Raw genomic sequence first — 23,295 nt, 5'->3', positions numbered from 1 at the left:
CGTCACTCCTCCTCTTCTTCCGCGTGCGGGCTGGCGAGACTCCGCCAGAGCAGCACCGGAATGATCAGCGTGAACACGATCACTTCCTTGTATGAACTGGCCCAGAACGACGAATACGACTCCAGCAAGCCGACGAGTATCGAACCCGCTGCCGCCAGCGGATAGCTGACCAGCCCGCCGATAATCGCGCCGACAAAGCCCTTCAAGCCGATCAGGAAGCCCGAGTCGTAGTAAATGGTGGTCAACGGCGCGACGAGAATCCCGCACAGCACGCCGAGGCCTGCAGCGAGCGTGAATGCAAGACGTCCCGCCTGCGTCGTGCCGATGCCGACAAGACGCGCGCCAAGCCGGTTCACCGACGTCGCGCGCAGCGCCTTGCCGGAGATCGAGCGGTCGAAGTACAGGTACAGCACGCCGATCAGCACGACGGCCACACCGACCACCCAAACGCTCTGCCCCGAGATCGACGGGCTCCCGACGTTGAACGTGGAATCGGTGAATGCGTTGGTACGCGAGCCTTCCGCGCCGAACATCACGAGCCCGAGGCCCACCATTGCGAAGTGAACCGCGACGGATACGATCAGTAGCAGCAGCGTCGTCGCTTCGGCAACCGGCTCGTAGGCGAGGCGATAAACGAACGGCCCCATCGGCACCACGATCAGCAGCGTCAGCGCGATTTGCGCGATCATCGGCAGCGGTTGCATAAATAGGCCGCGCGTCACCGCATACACGGCGACAGGGAACAGCAGGTATTTGCCGGCGAGCGTCGCGAGCGTGCGCGCCGCGTGACGCCGCCGCTCGGCATGCCGCGCGATGCCCGTCACTTCGAAGACGAAGCAAGCAAGCCCCATCGCCATCAGCAGCCAGCACGTCGCCGGAAACTTCTGCGTCTGCAATGCGGCCAGCGTCAACGCGCCGTACGAAACGAACTCCCCTTGCGGGATGAAAATGGCGCGCGTCACGGAGAACACCAGCACTAACGCGAGCGCGAGCAATGCGTAGATCGCGCCCGTCGTGATGCCGTCCTGCGCGAGGATCGCCGCAATAGAAAGATCCATACTTCCTCGTCTTGGAACGTCGAAATCGAAACTGAGAAACAGTGAGAGTCGGCTGAACGACCACCAGCCGCGAAACGAAGCCGCAACACATAAAACAACTGCCGCGCCCGAAAAACGGCGCGGCAGCGCTTGCCATTGTTACCGATCAGAAATGGCCACGTGACGTAAGAGCCATCTCAATCGTTCGCGACCACGCGTTGCGAGAGGCGCGTACCTTTTTAGTCGTTCTGAAGTTTCCACTTGCCATCAGAAATCTCGACGATCACGCGAGCGCGCTTGTCGAGACCATTGTGGTCGGTGGCCGTGATGTTCATGATGCCGTGCGAGATTGGCAGATCCTTGACGCTCTCGAGCGCATCGCGCAGCGCGATACGGAACGCCTCCGTGCCCGGCTGGCCCTTCTTCAGCGCTTCGGGGATCGCGCGCTGAAGCATCTGGCCCGCGTCCCATGCATGTCCGCCGAACGTTGCGACCGAACCCGCGCCATAGGCCTTCTCATACGCCGTCTTGTACGCGAGCGACGACTTCTTGACCGGGTTCGAATCAGGCAACTGATCGGCGACGAGAATCGGGCCTGCGGGCAGCAGTTCGCCTTCGCAGTCCTTTCCGCACACGCGCAGGAAGTCGTTGTTGGCGACGCCATGCGTCTGATAGATCTTGCCCTTGTAGCCACGCTCTTTGAGCGCCTTCGCCGGCAGCGCCGACGGCGTGCCCGATCCCGCGATCAGCACGGCGTCCGGGTTCGATGCGACGATCTTCAGCACCTGCCCCGTCACCGATGCGTCGGTGCGGTTATAGCGCTCGTTGGCGACGAGCTTCAGATGATGCGCATTCGCCGCCTGGTTGAACACGTTGTACCAGTTCTCGCCATACGCGTCTGCGAAGCCGATGAACGCGACCGTCTTCACGCCATGCTTTTCCATGTATTCGGCGATCGCATCAGCCATCAGGCCATCGTTTTGCGGCGTCTTGAATGCCCATGTGCGCTTCGGGTCCATTGGCGAAATGATGGCCGCCGATGCCGCAAGCGAGATCATCGGCGTCTTGCCTTCGGAGACAGGGTCGAGCATTGCGAGCGAATTCGGCGTCACAGTCGAACCGATGATGGCATCGACATGATCTTCGTCGATAAGCTTGCGCGTGTTCTGCACGGCGCGGCTCGTATCCGATGCATCGTCGAGCACGATGTACTCCACGCTTTTGCCGGCGATCTCCTTCGGCAGCAGCGCAATCGTGTTCTTCTCGGGAATACCGAGCGAGGCGGCTGGCCCCGTCGTCGATAGCGTGACGCCGATCTTCACTTGCGCGATGGCCGCACTCGCCCCGCAAACGAGCGCCACGGCTATTGCGCTGCGGACCCACTGCTTTGTCGTTTTCATTGCATGTCTCCAAACGCTTTAAATGCGTGTCGTAATCCAGTTTTGATAACCGGGTAACTGAATCTAGTTATCGGGTATAAGCCTGCCAAGCATGGTTTTCCCTGCTCGTTGCGATTGCGTCAAACACAGGCTCTACCGCTTTAGTTACTCCCCTGTTACTCCCCTGTCGACGGAAGCTGGCGCTTAAGTGCCGGATTCCGCCCCTATGCAAAGCCTCACTGCCTGATTCAATACATCTCACGTGCAATAAAAAAGACGCGTCAACTGCTCGCGTCTTTTTTGTTAATTCGAATACGTTAATTCGCCTCGCTTAATCGGAGGCAAGCTTCCATTTGCCGTCGACGATTTGCACCATCACGCGCGCCCGTTGATCGAGCCCCGCGTGATCATTCGCGCTCATGTTGAAGATGCCGTGCGACCCGGGCATATCTTTCGTGCTTTCGAGCGCGGCGCGCAGCGCATCACGGAACTGCGGCGTGCCTGGCTGGCCCTTCTTTAGTGCAATGGGAATCGCACGTTGCAGCAGCAAGCCCGCATCCCACGCGTGACCACCAAAGGTCGAAATCGAGCCAGCACCGTTTGCGCCTTCATAAGCATGCTTGTACGCGAGCGACGACTTCTTTACGGGGTTCGAATCGGGCAGCTGGTCGGCGACTAGCAGCGGACCTGCGGGCAGATACGTGCCTTCGCAATCCTTCCCACACACGCGCAAAAAGTCGTTGTTCGCGACGCCGTGCGTCTGATAGTACTTGCCCTTGAAGCCGCGTTCACGCAGCGTCTTCTCCGGCAACGCGGCCGGCGTGCCCGCGCCTGCGATCAGCACGGCGTCCGGGTTCTGCGACATCATCTTGAGCACCTGGCCCGTCACCGACGCGTCGTTACGCGCGAATCGTTCATTCGCGACGACCTTGATCTTCGCGAGGTCGGCGGCCTTGCTGAATTCCTTGAACCAGCTCTCGCCGTAGGCATCCGAGAAGCCGATGAACGCCACCGTCTTCACGCCATGGTTCGACATGTGCTGCGCAATCGCCGTCGCCATCAGGATGTCGTTCTGCGGCGTCTTGAAGACCCACGAGCGTTTCGCATCCATCGGCTCGACGATGGATGCCGCCGCGGCCATCGAGATCATCGGCGTTTGAGTTTCGTTGGCGATATCGATCATCGCGAGCGAGTTCGGCACGACGGTCGAGCCGATCAATGCATCGACGTGATCTTCACTGGTGAGCTTGCGCGCGTTCTTGACGGCTTGCGTCGAATCGGTTGCATCGTCGAGCACGATGTAGTCGATTTTCTGACCCGCGATTTCCTTCGGCAAAAGCGCACTGGTGTTCTTCTCCGGAATGCCGAGCGAGGCCGCCGGGCCCGTCGCCGACACCGTGATGCCGATTTTCACGTCTCCGAATGCCGCGCCGCTATACGCTGCGCACACGCCCGCCGCGACGAGTGCCGCGCTGATCCACCGCAATGCCGACTTCATTCCGCTCCTCTACGCCCCATGTACGAGTCAATTCGAATGCCCAAAGGCCGACCCGATGGTCGGCGAATGGCGAGTGTAGCGGACGCATACCACGGGCGGCAAGCAGTTTGAAGGCTTTGAATTTCTGGGGAAAAACGCTGTGGATCAGGAAGAGAGAAACGCGTGATTTACAACGCGGCGCGCGCATGAGATGCGCTAAAAACGAAGCGGGTCGAGGCGGAAAGGCAGAAAAGTAAAAAGCGCTGTTGGACCTAATCCAACAGCGCTTCTGTATGGGCACTTTTGTGCCTCATTGTCTCCTCGTTCTCCACCTGCAAAATTCGGTGCATCAGAACTGTGTGAAGATTAAACGGGGACCGCTTCACGGGCAACTAGCATTTACCCTAGTGGTGCATTGCCGCACAAAATTGGGGCGCATTCTTGTAGTTTCGCTTCATATTCGCCTGAATTAGCAGCAGCAAACGTTCGTTCGGACATCAAACCAATTTTGCCTCGCCCTCATGCACGCAGCGGTTTGACCCGCTCGACGATCTCGCCGACGATGCCGCGCCTGAAGGCCAGCACGCACGCGATGAAGATGAGCCCCGTCACGATGGTGGTGGATTCACCCAACGACCTGAACCAGTCCATCCCCGTCAACGATGCGAGCCCGCCGCCGATATCGCCGAGCCGGTCTTCGAGCGCGACGATCAACGCCGCGCCGAGCAATGGTCCGAACAGCGTGCCCATGCCGCCCACCAACGTCATCAGCACGACGAGGCCCGACATCGTCCAGTACGCATCGCCGAGCGTTTCGAAGCCCAGCACGAGCACCTTCAGCGAGCCGGCAAGACCCGCAAGCCCCGCCGACAGAATGAACGCCAGCAGCTTGAAGCGGTTCGTATCATAGCCGAGCGAGATAGCACGCGGCTCGTTCTCCTTGATCGCGATCAGCACCTGCCCGAACGGCGAATGCACGATGCGCACGATCAGCAGGAAGGCGAGCACCATCACCGCGAGCACGACGAAGTAGAGCGTCAGATCCGAAGAGAGGCTCAGCACGCCGAAGAGCTTGCCGCGCGGCACGCCTTGCAGGCCGTCTTCGCCATGCGTGAACGGCGCCTGCAGAAATACGAAGTAGACCATCTGCGCGAGCGCGAGCGTCACCATCGCGAAGTAAATGCCCTGCCTGCGGATCGCGAACAGGCCGACGACCAGGCCCAGCAGCGTCGCGGCCAGCGTGCCCGACACCACGCCGAGTTCGGGCGACAGCCCGAGCGTCTGGATCGCATAGCCGGTGATATAGCCGGCCGACGCGAGGAACATCGCGTGACCGAACGAGAGCAGGCCCGTATAGCCAATCAGAAGATTGAACGCCGCCGCGAACAGCGCAAAACACAGCACCTTCATTACGAACACGGGATAGGCGCCAACAAACGGCGCAACGATGAGCGCGATCAGCAGCAACCCGTAGAGCGCTTTTCTCTGCATCATTTTTCCTTGCCGAAGAGACCCGCCGGACGCACGAGCAACACGAGCGCCATGATCACGAAGACCACGGTCGCCGACGCTTCCGGATAGAACACACGCGTGAGCCCTTCGATCACGCCAAGCAGCAGGCCCGTCAGGATCGAGCCCATGATCGACCCCATGCCGCCGATCACGACGACCGCGAACACGGTGATGATCATCGGCTGGCCCATCAGCGGCGACACCTGGATCACGGGGGCCGCGAGCACGCCCGCGAACGCTGCCAGCGCGACGCCGAAACCGTACGTCAGCGTGACCATCATCGGCACGTTCACGCCGAATGCCTCAACGAGCTTCGGGTTCTCCGTGCCCGCGCGCAGATAGGCGCCAAGACGCGTCTTCTCGATCACGAACCACGTCGCAAAGCACACGATCAGGGACGCGACGACGACCCACGCGCGATAGTTCGGCAAGAACATGAAGCCGAGATTGGTCGCGCCAGAGAGCGCAGACGGCACGTCATACGGTTGTCCCGACGACCCGTAGATCGACCGGAACACGCCTTCGACGACCAGCGTGAGACCGAACGTGAGCAACAGTCCGTAGAGGTGATCGAGCTTGTACAGCCAGCGCAGCATCGAGCGCTCGATGACGACGCCGAACAGCCCGACAAGCAGCGGCGCGAGCACGAGCATCACCCAGTACGGCAGACTGAAATACGACAGGCCCATCCACGTGAGCATTGCGCCCAGCATGAACAACGCGCCGTGCGCGAAGTTGATCACGTTGAGAAGACCGAAGATCACGGCCAGCCCGAGGCTCAGGATCGCGTAGAACGAACCGTTCACGAGACCGAGCAGCAACTGGCTGAGCATCGCCGGTAGCGGAATGCCAAAGATATCCATTGAAGCCGTCGTCAAAGTGAAAGCGGCATGCACGCGTCGGGTCCTCTCAGACCCGACGCGCCCAGCGCGCAGAACATCGACGCCTCTTTCGTCTTTCGTGAATCAGCCGAAGAGGCGCTCCCGGGCGCCACTTACTTCCACAGCGCGCAGCGCGTTTCCTGCTTGGTCGTGAAGGCCTGTTCGCCCGGAATCGTAGCGGTGATCTTGTAGTAGTCCCACGGCTCCTTCGATTCGGCCGGCGTCTTCACCTGCATCAGGTACATGTCGTGAATCATGCTGCCGTCCTGGCGGATGTAGCCCTTTGCATAGAAGTCGTCGATCTTCTGCTTCTTCAGCTGGGCCATCACCTTGTCGGCATCCGTCGAGCCGACCGCCTGCACGGCCTTCAAATACGTCATCGCCGCCGAGTAGTCGGCCGCCTGCAGGCTCGACGGCATCTTCTTCATCTTGCCGAAGTAGCGCTGCGCCCACTTGCGCGTAGCGTCGTCCTTGTTCCAGTACCAGCTGTCCGTGAGCACGAGGTTCTGCGTGGTTTCGAGACCCAGGCTGTGGATATCGTTGATGAAGACGAGCAGCGCGGCGACCTTCATTGTCTTCGTGACGCCGAACTCCTTCGCGGCCTTGATCGAGTTGATCGTGTCACCGCCGGCGTTCGCAAGGCCGAGGATCTGCGCCTTCGATGATTGCGCCTGCAACAGGAACGACGAGAAGTCCGACGCCGAAAGCGGATGACGCACTTCGCCGAGCACCTGACCGCCGTTCACCTTGACGACCTCGCTGGTATTCTTTTCAAGCGCCTTGCCGAACGCGTAGTCAGCCGTCAGGAAGTACCACGTCTTGCCGCCCTGCTTCGTCACGGCCGAGCCGGTGCCCTTTGCGAGGGCCGTCGTGTCGTACGCGTAGTGGATCGTGTATGGCGTGCATTGCTCGTTCGTCAGCGTATCGGCACCTGCGCCGATGCTGATGTAGACCTTGTGCTTTTCGCCAGCGACCTGGTTCATCGACAGACCCGTCGCCGAGTTCGTGCCGCCGATCAACATGTCGACGCCATCGCGGTCAAACCATTCACGCGCGCGCGACGCAGCGATATCCGCCTTGTTCTGGTGGTCCGCATAAACGACCTGAATCGGCTTGCCATTCACCTTGCCGCCGAAATCGGCCACGGCCATGCGGATCGCTTCGAGACCGCCCGGCCCGTCAATGTCGGCATAAAGGCCGGACATGTCCGTGATGAAACCGATCTTCACTGCATCGTCGGCAGCCCGCGCGTTACCCGCCGTCAATGCGACGCTCGTGGCCGCCGCAAAACAGATTGACGCCATCCGTGCGAGCGGCGCGAGTGTCTTCCTTTTCATTACTATCTCCTTCGTTCTGCGTTGTGGTTGTCAGAGAGGCAATCGGGTGCTCACACCCCGAGCAGATCGTGCAGCACCGGCATCTTGCTTTCGAGTTCCTTTGCTCCGAAGTGCTCGACGATACGTCCATGTTCCATCACATAGAAACGATCGGCGAGCGGCGCAGCAAAGCGGAAGTTCTGTTCGACCATGACGATCGTGTAGCCGCGCGCCTTCAGCGTCACGATCATGCGCGCGAGCGCCTGCACGATCACGGGGGCGAGACCTTCCGAGATTTCATCGAGCAACAGCAGGTTCGCGCCCGTGCGCAGAATGCGCGCGACGGCCAGCATCTGCTGCTCGCCGCCCGACAGACGCGTGCCCTGGCTCATCCGCCGTTCCTGGAGATTGGGAAACATCGAGTAGATTTCGTCGATCGACATCATCAACGACTTGTCGCCGACGGGCGGCGGCAGCAACAGATTTTCCTCGCACGAGAGGCTCGAAAAAATGCCGCGCTCCTCAGGGCAATAGCCGACGCCGCAATGCGCAATTCGATGCGTCGGCATCGAAATCGTTTCGCGTCCGCCGACACGGATCGAACCCGTGCGCCGCCCCGTCAGACCCATGATCGCGCGCAGCGTCGTCGTGCGGCCCGCGCCATTGCGCCCGAGCAGCGTGACGACTTCGCCGCGGCCCACCGTCAGATCGACGCCGTGCAGGATGTGCGATTCCCCATACCACGCCTGCAGCCCCGCGATCTCCAGCGCCGGCTCGCCGCTCACCACACTGACCGCCGCGTTTTCCTGTTCGCTCACTGTGCTCATGCGTGTGCTCCGGCGAGCGCCGCGTCCGCACTGCCCATATAGGCTTGCATGACGAGCGGATTCTTCGAGACTTCCGCGTACGTGCCTTCGGCGAGCACTTCGCCGCGTTGCAGGACGGTAATCGTGTCGGAGATGCCGGCTATCACATTCATGTTGTGTTCGACCATCAGGATCGTGCGGCCCGCCGATACTTTCTTGATCAGCGCAGTCACGCGGTCGACGTCTTCGTGACCCATGCCTTGCGTCGGTTCGTCGAGCAGCATCAGTTCGGGTTCCATCGCGAGCGTCGTGGCGATTTCAAGCGCGCGCTTGCGGCCATAAGAGAGTTCGACGGTGGGCACATCGGCGAAGTCCGTCAGGCCGACTTGCGTGAGAAGATCGATTGCGCGGTCATCGAGCTGACGCAACGTTCGCTCGCTCTTCCAGAAATGAAATGCGGTGCCGAGCTGACGCTGCAAACCGATGCGGACATTCTGCAATGCCGTCAGATGTGGAAATACAGCGGAAATCTGGAATGAACGGATAATGCCGCGACGCGCGATCTGCGCCGGACGCTCGCCCGTGATGTCGATGCCGTTAAAGACGATCTGACCCGCAGTGGGCACCAGAAACTTGGTGAGCAGATTGAAGCAGGTGGTCTTGCCCGCGCCGTTCGGCCCGATGAGCGCATGGATTGAACCGCGCTTCACGCGCAGGTTCACGCCGTTCACTGCGGTAAACCCCTTGAACTCGCGCGTGAGCCCGCGCGTCTCGAGTATCGTATCGCCGAGAATCATGTTCCCTTCCATGCGAAGTAAGGCGAAGCATTACCGCGTTTTATTCGCGCGAGGATTCGGCGCGACGCTTTATTGGCGAAGACATCCCCGTGCCAATCGTGGCGTGGTGCACCAATGCGGACGGTCATCCATGCCGCACCACGCAGCATGGGTGCCATTGTCGCGCCAATGATGCAGCGCAATCATTGGGATTTGCACTTAGTATTTGATGCGACCTTCCTCGCTTCAAACGTTAAACGTTGCGTGTCATGCAACGGACATCGTAGACGCGGCGCGCGTCTCCACTGTGACGCTGTCTTTGCGTGCACGCCGGTCCGCGCGGATCATGTCGCTCGCGCGCTCGGCAATCATCAGCGTCGGCGAGTTCGTGTTGCCCGAGGTGATGGTCGGCATTACGGATGCATCGACGACGCGCAGTCCTTCGACGCCGATCACACGCAAGCGGCTATCGACGACAGCGGCCGGATCGTCGGCCGTGCCCATCCGGCATGTGCCCACGGGATGGAAGATGGTCGTGCCGACATTGCCTGCCGCTCGCCGTAGTTCTTCTTCGCTCTGGAACTCGATGCCGGGCAGGATCTCTTCGGGCCTGTACGGTTTCAAAGCCCGCGAAGCCGCAATGCGTCGTGTGAGGCGCAACGCGTTGGCGGCCACATGAAGGTCATAGTCCGTCGACAGATAATTCGGCGCAATCAGCGGCGCCGCGTGCGGATCATGCGACCCGATATGAACGCTGCCGCGCGAAGTGGGCCGCAAATGACACACGGATGCCGTGAATGCATTGAAGCGGTGCAGTGGTTCGCCGAACTTGTCGAGTGAAAGAGGCTGCACGTGGTACTCGAGATCGGGACGCGTCAATGCGCTGTCGTCGGCATCGGACTTCGCAAATGCGCCGAGTTGCGATGGCGACATCGACATCGGCCCGCTCTGCGTCAACAGATATTGCAGCCCGATCATCATCTTGCCCCACCAGTGCGCGGACGCCGTGTTCAATGTGCGCACGCCATGCACCTTATAGGCCATGCGCAACTGCAAATGGTCCTGAAGATTTTCGCCGACGCCGCGCAAATCGTTCACCACTTCAATGCCGAGGTTCTGCAGGCGCGTGCCATTACCGATGCCCGACAGTTCCAGCAGTTGCGGCGAATTCACGGCGCCCGAACTGATGACGACTTCAATACGCGCCTTCGCGATGTACTCGACGTCGTCGCCGCGATACTCGACGCCTACGCAGCGCTTGCCTTCGAACACGACGCGTTGCGTATGCGCGCCCGTGATGACCGTGAGATTCGGCCGCGTCATCGCGGGACGCAAGAACGCCTTCGATGCATTCCAGCGAATGCCGCGCTTCTGGTTCACGTCAAAGTAGCCGACGCCCGTGTTGTCGCCGCGATTGAAATCGTCGGTAGCGGGGATGCCTGTTTCCTGTGCAGCCTCGGCGAACTTTTCAAGAATCTTCCATTTGAGGCGCTGCTTTTCCACGCGCCATTGGCCGCCCGCGCCGTGATACTCGTTAGCACCGCCGTGATGATCTTCGCTACGCTTGAAGACGGGCAGCACCGCATCCCACGACCATGACGAATCGTTCGTCACGCGCGCCCACTCGTCGTAGTCTTCGCGCTGCCCGCGCATATAGATCATGCCGTTGATCGACGAGCAGCCGCCCAGCACGCGGCCCCGCGGATACGACAACGCGCGCCCATTGAGGCCCGGCTCCGCCTGCGTCTTATAGAGCCAGTCGGTGCGCGGATTGCCGATGCAATAGAGGTAGCCGACGGGCACGTGAATCCAGTGGTAATCGTCTTTGCCGCCGGCTTCGAGTACCAAGACGCTGACGTCGGGATCTTCGCTCAGGCGATTCGCGAGCACGCAGCCCGCGGTGCCCGCGCCGACGACGATGTAATCGAACTCGCCTTCGAGCTTTCTCGCGCTCGCTGCGCGCGCTGCGGCTGTCGTACTCACCCTTGTCTCCTTCGCATGACCACCGTGCATGACATCCGATTGCGGTTTAGGCGTCCGGTGGATCTACTGCTCTTTTCTTTGGTCTTGCTGCGGCGTCTTGTGCGAGGCGCGCGGCATCGCCCTCGTCATAGCGGCAATGCCGTTGCCACGCGACTGCGTCGATCCCGCTTACTTCGCCACGGGCATCGTGAATTCAGCGCCCTTCGCGATGCTGTCCGGCCAGCGCTGCATGATGCTTTTGTATCGCGTATAGAAGCGCACGCCCTCTTCGCCGTATGCATGATGATCGCCGAACAGCGACTTCTTCCAGCCGCCAAATGAATGCCACGCCATCGGCACGGGAATCGGCACATTGATGCCGACCATACCGATCTGGATCTGACGCGAGAACGCGCGGGCCACACCGCCATCCGACGTAAAGCACGACACGCCGTTAGCAAGCTCGTTCTTGTTGATCAGCTCGACGGCCGAAGCGAAATCGGGCACGCGCACCACACACAGCACGGGACCGAAAATCTCCTCGCGATAGATCTTCATATCCGTCGTCACGTTGTCGAACAGCGTGCCGCCGAGGAAGAATCCTTTCTCGTGACCAGGCACCTGATGGCCGCGTCCATCGACGACGAGTTTCGCGCCCGCGTCGATGCCGGCATCGATATAGCCCGACACTTTCACGCGATGCGCCGCCGTCACGAGCGGACCCATTTCCGCCTCGGCTTCCATGCCGTTCATGATCTTCAGCGACTTCACGCGAGGCGTGAGCTTCTCGATCAGTTCGTCTGCGATATGGCCGACCGCAACGGCCACCGAGATCGCCATGCAACGCTCGCCAGCCGAACCATAGGCCGCGCCGATCAATGCATCGACGGCCTGATCGAGGTCCGCATCCGGCATCACGACGAGGTGATTCTTCGCACCGCCCAGCGCCTGCACGCGCTTGCCGTGCTTCGTGCCTTCCGTGTAGATGTATTCGGCGATCGGCGTCGAGCCGACGAACGACAGCGCACTCACATCGGGGTGCACCAGCAGCGCATCGACGGCCACCTTGTCGCCGTGCACGACGTTGAACACGCCATCGGGCAGCCCCGCTTCCTTCAGCAGTTCAGCAAGACGCACCGAAGGCGAAGGATCGCGTTCGGAAGGCTTCAAAACGAACGTGTTGCCGCACGCAATCGCGACGGGGAACATCCAGCACGGCACCATCATCGGGAAGTTGAACGGCGTGATGCCCGCGACCACGCCGAGCGGCTGGCGCAGGTTCCAGTTGTCGATGCCGCCGCCGATCTGATCGGTGAAATCGGTCTTCAACAGATTCGGAATGCCGCACGCGAACTCGACGATCTCGATGCCGCGCATCACTTCGCCCTTCGCATCCGAGAACACCTTGCCGTGCTCGCGCGTAATCAGCTCGGCGAGTTCGTCATGGTGACGGTCGAGCAGTTCCTTGAACTTGAAGAGCACGCGTGCGCGCTTGATGGGCGCCGTCTCGCTCCATGCGGGAAACGCGTCTTTGGCGGCCGCGACGGCGGCGTCCACTTCCGCGACGCTCGCGAGCGGCACGCGCGCACTCACATCGCCTGTCGCCGGGTTGAACACGTCGCCGAAGCGCTGGCTCGTGCCGTCGATGGGACGGCCGTTGATCATGTGCGTCAAGGCGCGCACCTGCGCCGGGGTTTGATCTGTCTCGCTCATAGTGTCTTATATGGACGCCTCCCCGTTTTGCGAGGAGATATCTGCTTTGAAGGCATGGAGATCGGGTGCAGACTTATATCCGGCCTATGGCACGGATTGTGATCCGCTGGCCCTGATGGAATTTGCTGGGGAAGGCCTCAGCTCCGACGAATCCTCAAGGGGACAAGACACTATTCGGGCTTACTTCCCCGCGGTCCGATCTGCTCTGCCATCACACATCTATCATCCTGCGCAACCGGTTGACGACCAGTCTCCTTTGTTGAGTTGATGGTTTTACGCAGCATGTGCCGCGTAATCGGATTGGTACCGACGTTCATGGGCCAGCAACGCCCAGATTGTGCGGGCCATCTCGTTGGCCAGCGCGACAACCGCCACGTTGAACGGTCGTCGCGCAAGCAAACCTTGCCGTGATTCAGTGAGCCGCTTGCAATGAGCAAGTACCGAACCTGCACCGCAGATCAGCAAAGGCGAAACTACGCGTCGCTTGCGTGACCAGAAATGCGCGCTGCCGCAAGCCTCCTTGGCGATCAATGCGGGCGCGCAATTCGAGAAAAAAACTGCACGAACGCATCGCGCTTGAGCTGCCGCCGTCCAATCTCGCCCGTCTCCATGTCCATCCAGTCCACCCGAAAAACGCACTTTGCCAAGTCCACGCCGATGTCGTAGTCTTGATTTCGAGCCCTCCTTACCCCGGTGGTCGTTTTCAACAACACCACTTTGGCACTCTGATGCCGTCGGGTATAGCGAGGGCTCCGCCGTTTTTGCTCCCCTCCCTTTCCAACGTGGGAGGGAGGCGTCCATACCATCTCCAATGTCCGCGGGCGTTGGCGCCTGAGCGCCTTCGGTGGAACGGCTTTTTGATGGCCAATGCTGCGGCGCAATGCACGCGCTTCGGACGATGACCCAAGCGTAATCGGCAAGTGTCCCGGAAATCCAATGAGTAATGCTCAAATGCGATATAAGGCGCGTTAATATCAGCGGATGGACCTGACCTTGCTTCGCGCATTTGCGACGGTCGCGCGTGAAGGCAATCTGACGCGCGCAGCGGCGCAACTGCATCTGACCCAGCCCGCCGTCAGTCTGCAAATCAAGCATTTGCAGACCGCGCTCGGCGTGACGCTGTTCACGCGTACGTCGCACGGGCTCGCGCTCACGCGCGACGGCCAGGCGCTGCTGCCTCACGCGGAGCGGGCGCTTGCGGCCGCTGGCGACGTTGAACGCGCGGCGGCCACGCTGCGTCAGGAAGTGCGCGGGCGCTTGCGTATCGGCACCATTCTCGATCCCGCGTTTCTGCGGCTTGGCGGCTTTCTCAAGCAGCTCGTCGAGACGTGGCCGCATATCGAAACGCAGCTGCGCCACGGCATGTCGGGCTGGGTGCGCGATCAGGTGCGCGCAGGCGAACTCGACGTCGGCTATTACATCGGACAGCCCGACGACGACCCGCGCGACGGCGCGACCTTCCACGCGGTCACGCTGACGCACTTCCAGTATCGCGTGCTCGCGCCGCCCGGCTGGAAGGATCGCGTGAAAGGCGCGCGCGACTGGCGCGCGCTCGCGGCGCTGCCGTGGATCTGGACCCCGCCCGCGTCCGCGCACAACCGGCTGCTCACGCGGCGATTCGCCGATGCCGGCGTCAAGCCCGTCAAGGTCGCAGAGGTGGATCAGGAACCGTCGATGCTCGATCTCGTCAAATCGGGCGTCGGACTCACGCTCGCGCGCGATTCGATTGCGATTGCCGAAGCGCATGCGCATGCGTTGACCATCGTCGAAGGCGTGACGGTGCCGACCGAACTGACGTTCATCACCCTCGCGGCGCATCGGGACGAACCCGCCATCGCCGCAGCATTGAAGCTGATCGAGCAGCAGTGGACGGCGTGAGCCCGGTGAACGCATCGCGTGAAAAGCCGCTTCGGGCGATATGAGCCGACCTCATGACACAGCCGCATTGTCGCACCTGCTTTTGCACCTTTTGCGGGCCGTGGCTTTAACCACACGGTCATGGGCTTTTTGCTAGATTGACGCTTTGCCGCTTCAGACTGCTTGGTCCGCTGTCTTCGCGTTTCCTTCGACATTTCCTTTGGCCTCTGCCGACCGGCTCGCGCTCTCAGGCAATCGAGGCGGTCCAGCCGTCGTCAGATGCCGTCCACGTTCAACTTCCGACAGGAGCTTTACATGGCACGCAACATCGAAATCAAAGCCCGCGCCCAGCAATTCGAGCAGCTTCGCGAGCGCGCCGCCGCGCTTTCGCCTGACGCTCCGTTGATCTTCCGTCAGCAGGACTTTTTCTATGACGTCCCGCGCGGCCGTCTGAAGCTGCGCCAGTTCGACGACGGCACGCCCGCTGAACTGATCTTCTATCAGCGCGACGACCGCGACGGCCCGAAAGCGTCGTACTACACGCGCAGCCCCGTCACGAACGCCGACGCAATGCACTCGCTGCTCGCGACGGCTCTCACCACGCGCGGCATCGTCACGAAGGAGCGGCACGTCTATATTGTCGGACGCACACGGATTCATCTGGACCGCGTCGACGGCCTAGGCGATTTCGTCGAGCTCGAAGTCGTACTCGCGCCGGACGACGACGAGGAAGGTGGCGAGGCCGAAGCGCACGCGATGTTCGCGAAACTCGGCGTGCCGGAATCGGAGCTCGTCGCGCTCGCCTATGTGGACATGCTGAACCAGGAACCGTTGAAGGCTGCCTGACGACGAACGCGCGCGCCCATCAGGCGGCCGGCGCGCCCGGCGCCAGATGGCCGAGTGGCAACGGGCCGTTGCGCTTGAACGTCGTCAGCACGATGTTCGAGCGCACGCTATCGACACCCGGCACACGCATCAGCTTTTTCATCACGAACGTTGACAGCGCGTTCAGATCCGGCGCGACGATACGCAGCAAATAGTCCGCGTCGCCGACGACCGCGTGGCACTCCAGCACTTCGGGCAGCACGTCGATTTGCTGCTGGAACTGCTCGATGATCGAATCGCCGTGGTGCTTGAGCTTCAGGCTCGTGAATGCGGTGACGCCGAGCCCGAGCTTTTCCGGCCGCAGCACTACCCGATAGCCGTCGACCACGCCGATCGCTTCCAGCCGCTGCAAGCGCCGCCCGATCTGCGACGGGGACAGCGGCACCTGTTCGCCAAGCTGCTGATGCGTCGCGCGCCCGAAGCGCTGCAATACATCGAGAAGCGCCAGATCGAAGTGATCGAGCTCTACCATGGGGATTCTCCGCATCCATTCGCGTTTTGATGCGCGATTATCGCATTTATCAGGCTCATCGCGAGCAATTTGCGCTGTTTCCGCGCGCCGTCCGCTATAGACTTGCATTATCCAATTTCCAGCGGGCGCGCTGCCCGGACAAATCATGTCCGCCTCTAATACCGCCAAGCTCAAGGAGCAATTCGACGCCGGTCTAGAAACCCGCGCCGACTTCACGATCGACCAGCCGATGGATCGCTACAGCGCGGTCGATCACATGGTCTGGAAGCAACTCTACGCGCGGCAGACCACGCTGCTGCGAGGGCGCGTTTGCGACGAGTTTCTCGAAGGCGTCGCGCGGCTGAATCTGTCGCCGGAAAGCGTGCCTTCGTTCGACTCGATCAACGAACAGGTGACACCCGCGACGGGCTGGCAAATCGTCGCCGTGCCGGGGCTCGTGCCGGACCAGGTGTTCTTCGAGCATCTGGCGAACCGCCGCTTTCCGGTGACATGGTGGATGCGCCGTCCCGATCAGCTCGACTATCTGCAGGAGCCCGACTGTTTCCATGATCTGTTCGGTCACGTGCCGCTTCTGATCAACCCCGTGTTCGCTGATTACATGCACGCGTATGGCCGTGCCGCCCTCGCCGCTCACGACGCGAACGCGTTGCCGCTGCTCGCGCGCCTGTATTGGTACACGGTCGAGTTTGGCCTGATCCGCGACGAAGCGAGCCCCAACGGCGTGAAGATCAATGGCGCGGGCATCGTGTCGAGCAAGGGCGAGACGCTCTACAGCCAGCAAAGCGATGCGCCGAACCGCATCGCGTTCGATCTCGAGCGTGTGATGCAGACGCAGTACCGGATCGACACCTTCCAGAAGACCTACTTCGTCATCGACGACTTCGCGCAACTGTTCGACGTCGCACGTACCGACTTTGCGCCGTTGCTGACGAGGCTCGCCGGCACCACGCCGTTCCCGGCGGGTGAAATCCGCGCCGCAGATCGGGTGATCACGCGCGGCACGGGCGAAGGCTGGGCGACGGACGCGGACGTCTGACGCAGCGCACTGCAGCGCACCTTCAAGCGTGGAAAAATACAACGGACGCGCGCAATAGCGCCTTCGGCGCATGCAGCATAGGCACGGCCGCGCAGCGCTTCGAAACAGGTGAAACGATGATTCAGAAACTCTCTTCCGACAAGCGCGCGGCGCACGTCGCGCAACTCAATGGGTGGCAAGACGTCGAAGGCCGCGACGCGATCAGGCGGCAATTCAGGTTCGCCGACTTCAACGAAGCGTTCGGCTTCATGACGCGCGTCGCGATCAAGGCCCAGGAGATAGACCATCACCCGGAATGGTTCAACGTCTATAGCACCGTCGACATCACGCTATCGACGCACGACGCGAACGGACTCACCGAACGCGATATTCGGCTCGCGCGTTTTATCGATGAGATCGCTGTTGGGAAGTGACGCTAACGCAAAAGCAGACGCAAAAAGCAGACGCAAACGCGCTCGCGAAAAGTTGATCGGACGAAAGCCGCCCACGTTCGACGGTGTTAGGGAAAGCCCGCAATGAAAGCGTTTTGCAGGTAATCAGGCCACCAAACCTTCACTTCTACAGGCCATTTTTAAGGGACACGTAAGAATCCCACGCAGCGCGGGCTGACTCGTCCAAACCTTCCTGCGGCAGCACCGTCTGTCGCTGTACAATCATCAGCGCATACGGCTTGGAGAGCGCGCTTGCCTCCTTGCACAGAACGAGTTCGTCGCCGCTCGAAGGCGAGCGGGTACGCCAGAAATTGATCGCGGCTTCCAGTTCGTAGATCGTAATATCGGACATAGCTGGCTGATCTGTTGAAGGCCGCATCGACCGCAGGTCGCGCGGCATTCTGTGCAGCAGGCGCCCCGGCGAACCGCGTGCCTCTTGCCCAACCCATTGTACTTGAGCGAAACCCATGCGACTCCTTCTGATCGAAGATGACCGCCCTATTGCACGCGGCATCCAAAGCAGTCTCGAACAAGCCGGCTTCACGGTCGACATGGTCCACGACGGCATCTTCGCCGAACAGGCCCTCACGCAAAACCGCCATGAGCTCGTGATCCTCGATTTGGGCCTGCCCGGCATCGACGGCATGACGCTGCTCTCGCGCTTCCGTCAGAGCAACCGTCACACGCCTGTGATCGTGCTGACCGCGCGTGACGAACTGAACGACCGCGTGCAAGGCCTTAACTCCGGCGCGGACGACTACATGCTGAAGCCGTTCGAGCCCGCCGAGCTCGAAGCGCGCATCCGCGCAGTGATGCGCCGCAGCGGACCGCACGGCGACATGCCGCGCCCGGAAGTGTCGCTCGGCGGTGTGCGTCTGTCGGGTGTGGACCGCCGCATCTTCAACGACGACAAACCGCTCGAGCTGTCGCCGCGCGAATTCGCGGTGCTCGAAATGCTGTTGCTGCGCCATGGCCGCGTCGTCAGCAAGGCGCAACTGCAGGATCACCTGACGCACTTCGGCGGCGATCTCGGCGATACGGCGATCGAAGTCTATGTGCACCGAGTGCGCAAGAAACTCGAAAATTGCCGCGTCGAAATCGTCACGGTGCGCGGCTTCGGTTATCTACTCCAGGAAATCCGCCAGGCGTCATAATGGTCGGCAAGACCGTTGTGGTCTGACGGCGTCCGGGTCGTTCGACGGGCGGCCGCAAGCGCATCGATAAATGCGCCGCGGCCGCCTGTGCCATTTTGCCCGGCAGCGGCCGGCGATCGCCCGGCAACGTTCGGCGGCTTTCGCACGGCGCGCGCCATGCGTGCGATTCGCCAAGCGCGCCGCTGAAACCCCGCCGTTCAAACGCATGGCTGACGCAGCCGGTCATCCGTCAACGTCGGCTTTTTATCGCGGGTTCGATCATGCCCTATCCCGCCGCGAATAGTCTGCGCCGCCAGTTGCTGCGCCGGCTCGCCGCTCCCCTTTCGTTGCTCGCGCTGATGAGCGGCCTCATCGCGTATTGGCTCGCATGGCAATACACGCAGCACGTGGTCGACCGTTCGCTCGCCGATCTCGCCACGGCGATCTCGAAGCAGATCCAGATTGCCGGTCCCGATGCCCCCATCACCGTGCCGCCGCTCGCTCAGGCGATGTTCTCCGATCCCGTCGAACAACTGGTGTACCGGATCAGCAATGGCGAAACCGAAATCGCCGGCGATCCCAAGCTGCCGCTGCAAGGCACGAACGTGCGGCGCATGCACTACGCGTATGTGTTCGAGACGCAGCATGAAGGCACGGCTGTGCGCGTCGCGCAGGTGCGCGTCGATCAGCCGACGGGCAATCCCGTCGTCATCGAAGTCGGCCAGCCGGTGCATCATCGCTTTCGCATCGCCGCCGAGTTCCTGGTCGCGATCATGATGCCGCTGCTGCTTCTGCTGCTTGCGGGCTGGGTGATCGTGTGGCGCGTCGTGAACCAGCAGCTCAATCCGCTGACCGATCTGGCCGATTCGCTGAACCGCCAGACGCACACATCGCTGGAACCCGTCGACGAAAGCTTCGTTCCCGTCGAAATCCGTCCGTTGACGGGCGCGCTGAACGGCCTGCTCGACCGCCTGAAATCCGCGCTCGACGCACAGCGCAAATTCATCGCGGACGCCGCACATCAACTGCGAACGCCCCTCACAGCGATCAAGCTGCACGCCGAACAGGCGGCCATCGCGCGCGATCCGCAGCAGGCGCTCGCTGCCGTCAAGGAATTGCGTGCCGCCGCTGATCGCGCGGTGCGTCTGTCGAATCAGTTGCTGTCGCTCGCGCGCGCCGAGCCGGGCGAACAGGCCGCGCGTTTCGTGAATCTCGACGTCGCGTCGCTCGCGTTCGATACAGGTGCCGAATGGGTTCCGCGCGCGCTCGCCGTGCATGTCGACCTCGGTTTTCAGCGGCTCGACGATCCATCGAACGATCATCCGCTGGTCGCGCGCGGCAATCCCGTGCTGCTGCGCGAAGTGATCGCGAACCTGCTCGATAACGCGCTGAAATACGTGCCGCCGTCACGGATGAACGGCGCGCGCATCACGATGACGGTTACGCAAACGGTGGTGGACGGCGTCACGATGGCGGAAATCACGGTCGAGGACAACGGCTCGGGCGTGCCGCCGAAACAGCAGCCCGATCTCTTCAAGCGCTTCTTCCGTGGCGACGGGCAGGGACAAAGCGATAGCAGCGTCGATGGCGGCGCGGGTCTAGGGCTCGCCATCGTGCACGACATCATGGCGCTGCATCGCGGCAGCGTGCATTACGAAGACGCCGCAGAAGGCGGCGCGCGCTTCATCGTGCGTCTTCCCATCGAAACGGGCGCGGTGCTGCGCGAACCCGAACAGACATGGGAAACAAAAAAACCGGCGCATCATGCGCCGGTCGATCCGTGATATCCGCTTCTTGAGCGCGCTGCCTCAAATGCAGCCGGCGGCGCGCCTGGATTATTTCTTCTTCTTCGATTTCTTCGCGTCTTTCTTGTCGGGCGCCGCGAGCATCGTGCCGCGGCACTTGCGCGCGCCACACCGGCACTCGTATTCCTTCTTCAGCTTCTTCGTCTGACGCGCGTCGATCACGAGGCCGTAGTCGTAGAACAGCTCTTCACCGGCTTCGATATTGCGCAGCGCGTCGATATACACGTGGCCGTCGATTTCTTCCGCCTCGCAGTTCGGCGCGCACGAGTGGTTGATCCAGCGCGCACTGTTGCCCTTCACCTTGCCGTCGATCACGTCGCCGCTATCGAGCGCGAAGTAGAACGTGTGATTCGGTTCGTCCGGATTATGAGGATGCCGTCGCAGCGCTTCCTTCCACGAAATCCGTTCGCCCTTGTATTCGATCAGCCGCTCGCCGGCCGCGATCGGTTCGAGTGCAAACACGCCTTTGCCGTGCACGCCCGATTGACGCACAGCGATCCTGCGTGAACTCATTGAATCAATCCTTTGTAGAACGGTGGATGAGCAAACTCTTGTTCGCCGATGCCTCCGCGTCAGGCACGCACCTCGATGCATCGCGTTTCTGGCGCGGATAGCAAACGCGGCGCCGTGCTGGCGCCGCGTCGACACGTGACGCGCAGCGTCACAACCGAAATCGTACACGGATGATACGACTTCGTTCAACCGTCAAACGCGCGGATACGTATGTATCGCAAGCAATGCTGCACGCGACGCGCGTCAAGGACGCCCAATGTCAGCGCTGTCCGAACGAAATGTCGCCGAACAGCGCCTTTTGATCGCGAGGTTGTGAGCGCCAGTATTGCGGCGGAGCATCGACGGTTGCACCGAGCTTCGCGGCGGCGTGCCAAGGCCAGCGCGGATCGTAGAGCATCGCGCGCGCCATCGCAATCAGATCCGCGTCCCCCTCTTCGATCAGCCGGTTCGCATGGTCGGGGTCGGTGATGAGGCCGACGGCCATCGTCGTCATACCCGTTGCCTCCCTCACCGCCTTCGCGAACGGCACCTGATAGCCGGGTTCGACGGGTATCTTCTGCAACGGCGACACGCCACCCGACGACACGTCGACCCAGTCGCAACCGCGCTTCTTCAACTCCCTGGCAAAAGCGATGGTGTCTTCGATCGTGGTGCCGCCGTCGACCCAATCGACGGCCGATACGCGCACGCCGACGGGTTTGTCGGCCGGGAACGCAGCGCGCACGATGTCGAAGATTTCGAGCGGGAAACGCATGCGGTTTTCACGCGAGCCGCCGTATTCGTCGCTGCGCTGGTTCGCGAGCGGCGACAGGAACTGATGCAGCAGATAGCCATGCGCCGCGTGCACTTCGAGCGCATCGACGCCGAGACGCGCGGCACGGCGGGCCGTCGCTGCAAACGCTTCGCGGATACGGTTCAGCCCCGCGTTGTCGAGCGCGAGCGGCGGCTCTTCGCCAGCCTTGTGCGGCAATGCCGACGGCGCATGTGGCAGCCAGCCGCCTTCGGCAACGGGGATCAGCTGCCCGCCGTCCCACGGCACGTGGCTCGATGCCTTGCGTCCCGCGTGCGACAGCTGCATCGCGACGTGCACCTTCGAATGCTGGCGAATTGCGGCGAGCACCGGCTTGAGCGCGGCCTCCGTCACATCGTCCCACAGGCCGAGATCGTTCGGCGTGATGCGTCCATCGGGCTCGACAGCCGTCGCTTCGATGCACAGCATGCCTGCGCCCGACAACGCGAGATGACCGAGATGAATCATGTGCCATGCCGTTGCTTCACCGCGTTCGGCCGAGTATTGACACATCGGCGACACAACGATGCGGTTTGGCAGCGTCACGCTACGCAGCGTGAGCGGAGAAAAAAGTGCGCTCATGGTTACGGTGTTGCCCGTGGAAGCTCAAGAGCGATCGAGGATAGCACCGGGTCCGATTTGCTGCAGACCTGGCGCGGCGCGCGAGGTCATGCGTGGAATGCGCGCTGCAAACGATGAGGCGCCAGTCGGTGCGGCGTTCAGCTTTTCGTCGCGAGCTGATCGAGCCATTCCCCAAACATGTTGCACGCTGCAACTTCGAGCTTCGGACCGTGCTTGGCGGTATCGGCGCGCAGCTCACGCACATCGATGCCATGGCCCGCGATTTCGCCGGCATTGCCGATCAGCCAGGGCTCGAAACGATCAGTGCGGATCTCGGGGTGACATTGCAGGCCGAGCACATGCTTGCCCCACGCGAACGCCTGGTTCTGACAAGCCGGCGTAGACGCGAGATGCACCGCGCCCTGCGGAAGATCGAATGTATCGCCGTGCCAATGAAGCATCGACGTGTGCGCCGCGTCCAGATGGCGCAACGGCGACTCTTTGCCCGCCTCGGTGAGCGTCAACGGCGTCCAGCCGATTTCGGTTTGACCTGAAGGGTAGACCCGCGCGCCCAGCACGCGCGCGATCAGTTGCGCGCCGAGACAGATGCCAAGCGTCGGCAAACCGGCAGCGATGCGCTTTTCGATCATCGCGACGAGCGGCGCGATGGTCGGGTAGCCGTCATCGTCGTACGCGCTGATCGGGCCGCCCAGTATCACCATCAGCGACGGCATGACAGGATTGGGCGCCTCGATGCGCGCAAAGCCGACGTCCAGATAGCGCACCGGCCGCCCTCGCTCGCCGAGTACCCGTTCGAGACTGCCCAGATCCTCGAAGTGCACGTGGCGTATGGCCAGAACTTCGTGATTCATCGGCACATCCCACTGTCAGGTTGACTGAACACGCGCTAACGCACGCCGGAAGACACGCCGCAAGCCGATGCACGGGCGACG

Annotated in this window: 22 protein-coding genes; 6 read left to right on the top strand and 16 right to left on the bottom strand. The window is 61.7% G+C overall.

Features of this window, described 5'->3' with window-relative positions; all coding sequences use genetic code 11:
* Window positions 1-2 precede the first annotated feature (2 nt).
* From J8I87_RS15785 to J8I87_RS15735, 11 genes are all read right to left on the bottom strand, one after another.
* Window positions 3-1,058: a branched-chain amino acid ABC transporter permease gene (locus tag J8I87_RS15785; protein ID WP_209932385.1), complete on the bottom strand. Its 1,056-nt coding sequence runs from the start codon at window positions 1,056-1,058 to the stop codon at window positions 3-5.
* A 218-nt stretch (window positions 1,059-1,276) separates the two neighbouring features.
* A complete protein-coding gene (locus J8I87_RS15780; protein WP_209932384.1) occupies window positions 1,277-2,437 on the bottom strand; it encodes an ABC transporter substrate-binding protein in 1,161 nt (386 codons plus the stop codon).
* Window positions 2,438-2,747: 310 nt separating this feature from the next.
* Window positions 2,748-3,914, bottom strand: a complete 1,167-nt coding sequence (locus J8I87_RS15775) for an ABC transporter substrate-binding protein (RefSeq protein ID WP_209932383.1) — start codon at window positions 3,912-3,914, stop codon at window positions 2,748-2,750.
* 498 nt (window positions 3,915-4,412) lie between these two features.
* Window positions 4,413-5,384 carry a branched-chain amino acid ABC transporter permease gene (locus tag J8I87_RS15770; protein WP_209932470.1) on the bottom strand — a complete coding sequence of 324 codons (972 nt, stop codon included), beginning with the start codon at window positions 5,382-5,384 and terminating at the stop codon, window positions 4,413-4,415.
* Entirely contained in the window at window positions 5,384-6,268 is an 885-nt protein-coding gene (locus J8I87_RS15765; protein ID WP_209932382.1) for a branched-chain amino acid ABC transporter permease, read from the bottom strand. Before J8I87_RS15765 ends, J8I87_RS15770 begins: the two co-directional genes overlap by 1 nt.
* A gap of 131 nt (window positions 6,269-6,399) precedes the next feature.
* The gene (locus tag J8I87_RS15760; RefSeq protein ID WP_209932381.1) at window positions 6,400-7,623 is read right to left on the bottom strand and encodes an ABC transporter substrate-binding protein; all 1,224 of its coding nucleotides are present in this window, start codon (window positions 7,621-7,623) and stop codon (window positions 6,400-6,402) included.
* A 50-nt stretch (window positions 7,624-7,673) separates the two neighbouring features.
* Entirely contained in the window at window positions 7,674-8,429 is a 756-nt protein-coding gene (locus tag J8I87_RS15755) for an ABC transporter ATP-binding protein (RefSeq protein WP_209932380.1), read from the bottom strand.
* Window positions 8,426-9,205: an ABC transporter ATP-binding protein gene (locus J8I87_RS15750; RefSeq protein WP_209932379.1), complete on the bottom strand. Its 780-nt coding sequence runs from the start codon at window positions 9,203-9,205 to the stop codon at window positions 8,426-8,428. The genes J8I87_RS15755 and J8I87_RS15750 overlap by 4 nt, the downstream gene beginning before the upstream one ends.
* A gap of 246 nt (window positions 9,206-9,451) precedes the next feature.
* Window positions 9,452-11,197, bottom strand: coding sequence for a choline dehydrogenase (locus J8I87_RS15745; RefSeq protein WP_209932378.1), 1,746 nt, complete (start codon window positions 11,195-11,197; stop codon window positions 9,452-9,454).
* A 138-nt stretch (window positions 11,198-11,335) separates the two neighbouring features.
* Window positions 11,336-12,859 carry a CoA-acylating methylmalonate-semialdehyde dehydrogenase gene (locus J8I87_RS15740; RefSeq protein WP_209932377.1) on the bottom strand — a complete coding sequence of 508 codons (1,524 nt, stop codon included), beginning with the start codon at window positions 12,857-12,859 and terminating at the stop codon, window positions 11,336-11,338.
* Between the two features lie 527 nt (window positions 12,860-13,386).
* Window positions 13,387-13,566 (bottom strand): hypothetical protein, encoded by a 180-nt coding sequence (locus J8I87_RS15735; RefSeq protein ID WP_209932376.1) that lies wholly within the window; start codon window positions 13,564-13,566, stop codon window positions 13,387-13,389.
* Between the two features lie 274 nt (window positions 13,567-13,840).
* On the opposite strand from J8I87_RS15735, the gene J8I87_RS15730 reads away from it, so the two are divergent.
* On the top strand, window positions 13,841-14,737 hold the full coding sequence (locus J8I87_RS15730; RefSeq protein WP_209932375.1) for a LysR family transcriptional regulator: 897 nt from the start codon (window positions 13,841-13,843) through the stop codon (window positions 14,735-14,737).
* 294 nt (window positions 14,738-15,031) lie between these two features.
* Window positions 15,032-15,562 (top strand): class IV adenylate cyclase, encoded by a 531-nt coding sequence (locus J8I87_RS15725; protein ID WP_209932374.1) that lies wholly within the window; start codon window positions 15,032-15,034, stop codon window positions 15,560-15,562.
* 19 nt (window positions 15,563-15,581) lie between these two features.
* Here J8I87_RS15725 and J8I87_RS15720 read toward each other — a convergent pair whose 3' ends face one another.
* On the bottom strand, window positions 15,582-16,073 hold the full coding sequence (locus tag J8I87_RS15720; RefSeq protein ID WP_209932373.1) for an Lrp/AsnC family transcriptional regulator: 492 nt from the start codon (window positions 16,071-16,073) through the stop codon (window positions 15,582-15,584).
* Between the two features lie 145 nt (window positions 16,074-16,218).
* On the opposite strand from J8I87_RS15720, the gene phhA reads away from it, so the two are divergent.
* Both phhA and J8I87_RS15710 read left to right on the top strand, forming a co-directional pair.
* Window positions 16,219-17,109 carry a phenylalanine 4-monooxygenase gene (phhA, locus tag J8I87_RS15715; protein WP_209932372.1) on the top strand — a complete coding sequence of 297 codons (891 nt, stop codon included), beginning with the start codon at window positions 16,219-16,221 and terminating at the stop codon, window positions 17,107-17,109.
* 116 nt (window positions 17,110-17,225) lie between these two features.
* A complete protein-coding gene (locus J8I87_RS15710) occupies window positions 17,226-17,522 on the top strand; it encodes a 4a-hydroxytetrahydrobiopterin dehydratase (RefSeq protein WP_209932371.1) in 297 nt (98 codons plus the stop codon).
* Between the two features lie 145 nt (window positions 17,523-17,667).
* On the opposite strand, the gene J8I87_RS15705 is transcribed toward J8I87_RS15710, so the two are convergent.
* Window positions 17,668-17,892, bottom strand: coding sequence for a DUF3717 domain-containing protein (locus tag J8I87_RS15705; protein WP_209932469.1), 225 nt, complete (start codon window positions 17,890-17,892; stop codon window positions 17,668-17,670).
* A gap of 115 nt (window positions 17,893-18,007) precedes the next feature.
* On the opposite strand from J8I87_RS15705, the gene J8I87_RS15700 reads away from it, so the two are divergent.
* On the top strand, window positions 18,008-18,694 hold the full coding sequence (locus tag J8I87_RS15700) for a response regulator transcription factor (protein ID WP_007581727.1): 687 nt from the start codon (window positions 18,008-18,010) through the stop codon (window positions 18,692-18,694).
* 260 nt (window positions 18,695-18,954) lie between these two features.
* The gene (locus J8I87_RS15695) at window positions 18,955-20,457 is read left to right on the top strand and encodes a sensor histidine kinase (protein ID WP_209932370.1); all 1,503 of its coding nucleotides are present in this window, start codon (window positions 18,955-18,957) and stop codon (window positions 20,455-20,457) included.
* A 51-nt stretch (window positions 20,458-20,508) separates the two neighbouring features.
* Here J8I87_RS15695 and J8I87_RS15690 read toward each other — a convergent pair whose 3' ends face one another.
* From J8I87_RS15690 to J8I87_RS15680, 3 genes are all read right to left on the bottom strand, one after another.
* A complete protein-coding gene (locus J8I87_RS15690) occupies window positions 20,509-20,991 on the bottom strand; it encodes an SET domain-containing protein (RefSeq protein ID WP_209932369.1) in 483 nt (160 codons plus the stop codon).
* A gap of 259 nt (window positions 20,992-21,250) precedes the next feature.
* Window positions 21,251-22,363 carry an NADH:flavin oxidoreductase/NADH oxidase gene (locus tag J8I87_RS15685; RefSeq protein WP_209932368.1) on the bottom strand — a complete coding sequence of 371 codons (1,113 nt, stop codon included), beginning with the start codon at window positions 22,361-22,363 and terminating at the stop codon, window positions 21,251-21,253.
* Between the two features lie 137 nt (window positions 22,364-22,500).
* Window positions 22,501-23,214 carry a glutamine amidotransferase gene (locus J8I87_RS15680; RefSeq protein WP_209932367.1) on the bottom strand — a complete coding sequence of 238 codons (714 nt, stop codon included), beginning with the start codon at window positions 23,212-23,214 and terminating at the stop codon, window positions 22,501-22,503.
* Window positions 23,215-23,295: the final 81 nt, after the last annotated feature.

Origin of the sequence: Paraburkholderia sp. LEh10, assembly GCF_017814945.1 — a bacterium.
Taxonomy (GTDB): domain Bacteria; phylum Pseudomonadota; class Gammaproteobacteria; order Burkholderiales; family Burkholderiaceae; genus Paraburkholderia.
The sequence above is the reverse complement of the archived record's forward strand: the minus strand, read 5'-3'. Positions and strand labels throughout refer to the sequence as shown.

Coding starts and splice junctions, on each gene's coding strand:
- J8I87_RS15750 (WP_209932379.1), bottom strand. CDS start 9,205: ATGATTCTCGGCGATACGATACTCGAGACGCGCGGGCTCACGCGCGAG.
- J8I87_RS15690 (WP_209932369.1), bottom strand. CDS start 20,991: ATGAGTTCACGCAGGATCGCTGTGCGTCAATCGGGCGTGCACGGCAAA.
- J8I87_RS15780 (WP_209932384.1), bottom strand. CDS start 2,437: ATGAAAACGACAAAGCAGTGGGTCCGCAGCGCAATAGCCGTGGCGCTC.
- J8I87_RS15720 (WP_209932373.1), bottom strand. CDS start 16,073: ATGGTAGAGCTCGATCACTTCGATCTGGCGCTTCTCGATGTATTGCAG.
- J8I87_RS15765 (WP_209932382.1), bottom strand. CDS start 6,268: ATGGATATCTTTGGCATTCCGCTACCGGCGATGCTCAGCCAGTTGCTG.
- J8I87_RS15740 (WP_209932377.1), bottom strand. CDS start 12,859: ATGAGCGAGACAGATCAAACCCCGGCGCAGGTGCGCGCCTTGACGCAC.
- J8I87_RS15785 (WP_209932385.1), bottom strand. CDS start 1,058: ATGGATCTTTCTATTGCGGCGATCCTCGCGCAGGACGGCATCACGACG.
- J8I87_RS15770 (WP_209932470.1), bottom strand. CDS start 5,384: ATGCAGAGAAAAGCGCTCTACGGGTTGCTGCTGATCGCGCTCATCGTT.
- J8I87_RS15755 (WP_209932380.1), bottom strand. CDS start 8,429: ATGAGCACAGTGAGCGAACAGGAAAACGCGGCGGTCAGTGTGGTGAGC.
- J8I87_RS15775 (WP_209932383.1), bottom strand. CDS start 3,914: ATGAAGTCGGCATTGCGGTGGATCAGCGCGGCACTCGTCGCGGCGGGC.
- phhA (WP_209932372.1), top strand. CDS start 16,219: ATGTCCGCCTCTAATACCGCCAAGCTCAAGGAGCAATTCGACGCCGGT.
- J8I87_RS15760 (WP_209932381.1), bottom strand. CDS start 7,623: ATGAAAAGGAAGACACTCGCGCCGCTCGCACGGATGGCGTCAATCTGT.
- J8I87_RS15725 (WP_209932374.1), top strand. CDS start 15,032: ATGGCACGCAACATCGAAATCAAAGCCCGCGCCCAGCAATTCGAGCAG.
- J8I87_RS15705 (WP_209932469.1), bottom strand. CDS start 17,892: ATGTCCGATATTACGATCTACGAACTGGAAGCCGCGATCAATTTCTGG.
- J8I87_RS15685 (WP_209932368.1), bottom strand. CDS start 22,363: ATGAGCGCACTTTTTTCTCCGCTCACGCTGCGTAGCGTGACGCTGCCA.
- J8I87_RS15700 (WP_007581727.1), top strand. CDS start 18,008: ATGCGACTCCTTCTGATCGAAGATGACCGCCCTATTGCACGCGGCATC.
- J8I87_RS15730 (WP_209932375.1), top strand. CDS start 13,841: ATGGACCTGACCTTGCTTCGCGCATTTGCGACGGTCGCGCGTGAAGGC.
- J8I87_RS15710 (WP_209932371.1), top strand. CDS start 17,226: ATGATTCAGAAACTCTCTTCCGACAAGCGCGCGGCGCACGTCGCGCAA.
- J8I87_RS15680 (WP_209932367.1), bottom strand. CDS start 23,214: ATGAATCACGAAGTTCTGGCCATACGCCACGTGCACTTCGAGGATCTG.
- J8I87_RS15745 (WP_209932378.1), bottom strand. CDS start 11,197: ATGCACGGTGGTCATGCGAAGGAGACAAGGGTGAGTACGACAGCCGCA.
- J8I87_RS15695 (WP_209932370.1), top strand. CDS start 18,955: ATGCCCTATCCCGCCGCGAATAGTCTGCGCCGCCAGTTGCTGCGCCGG.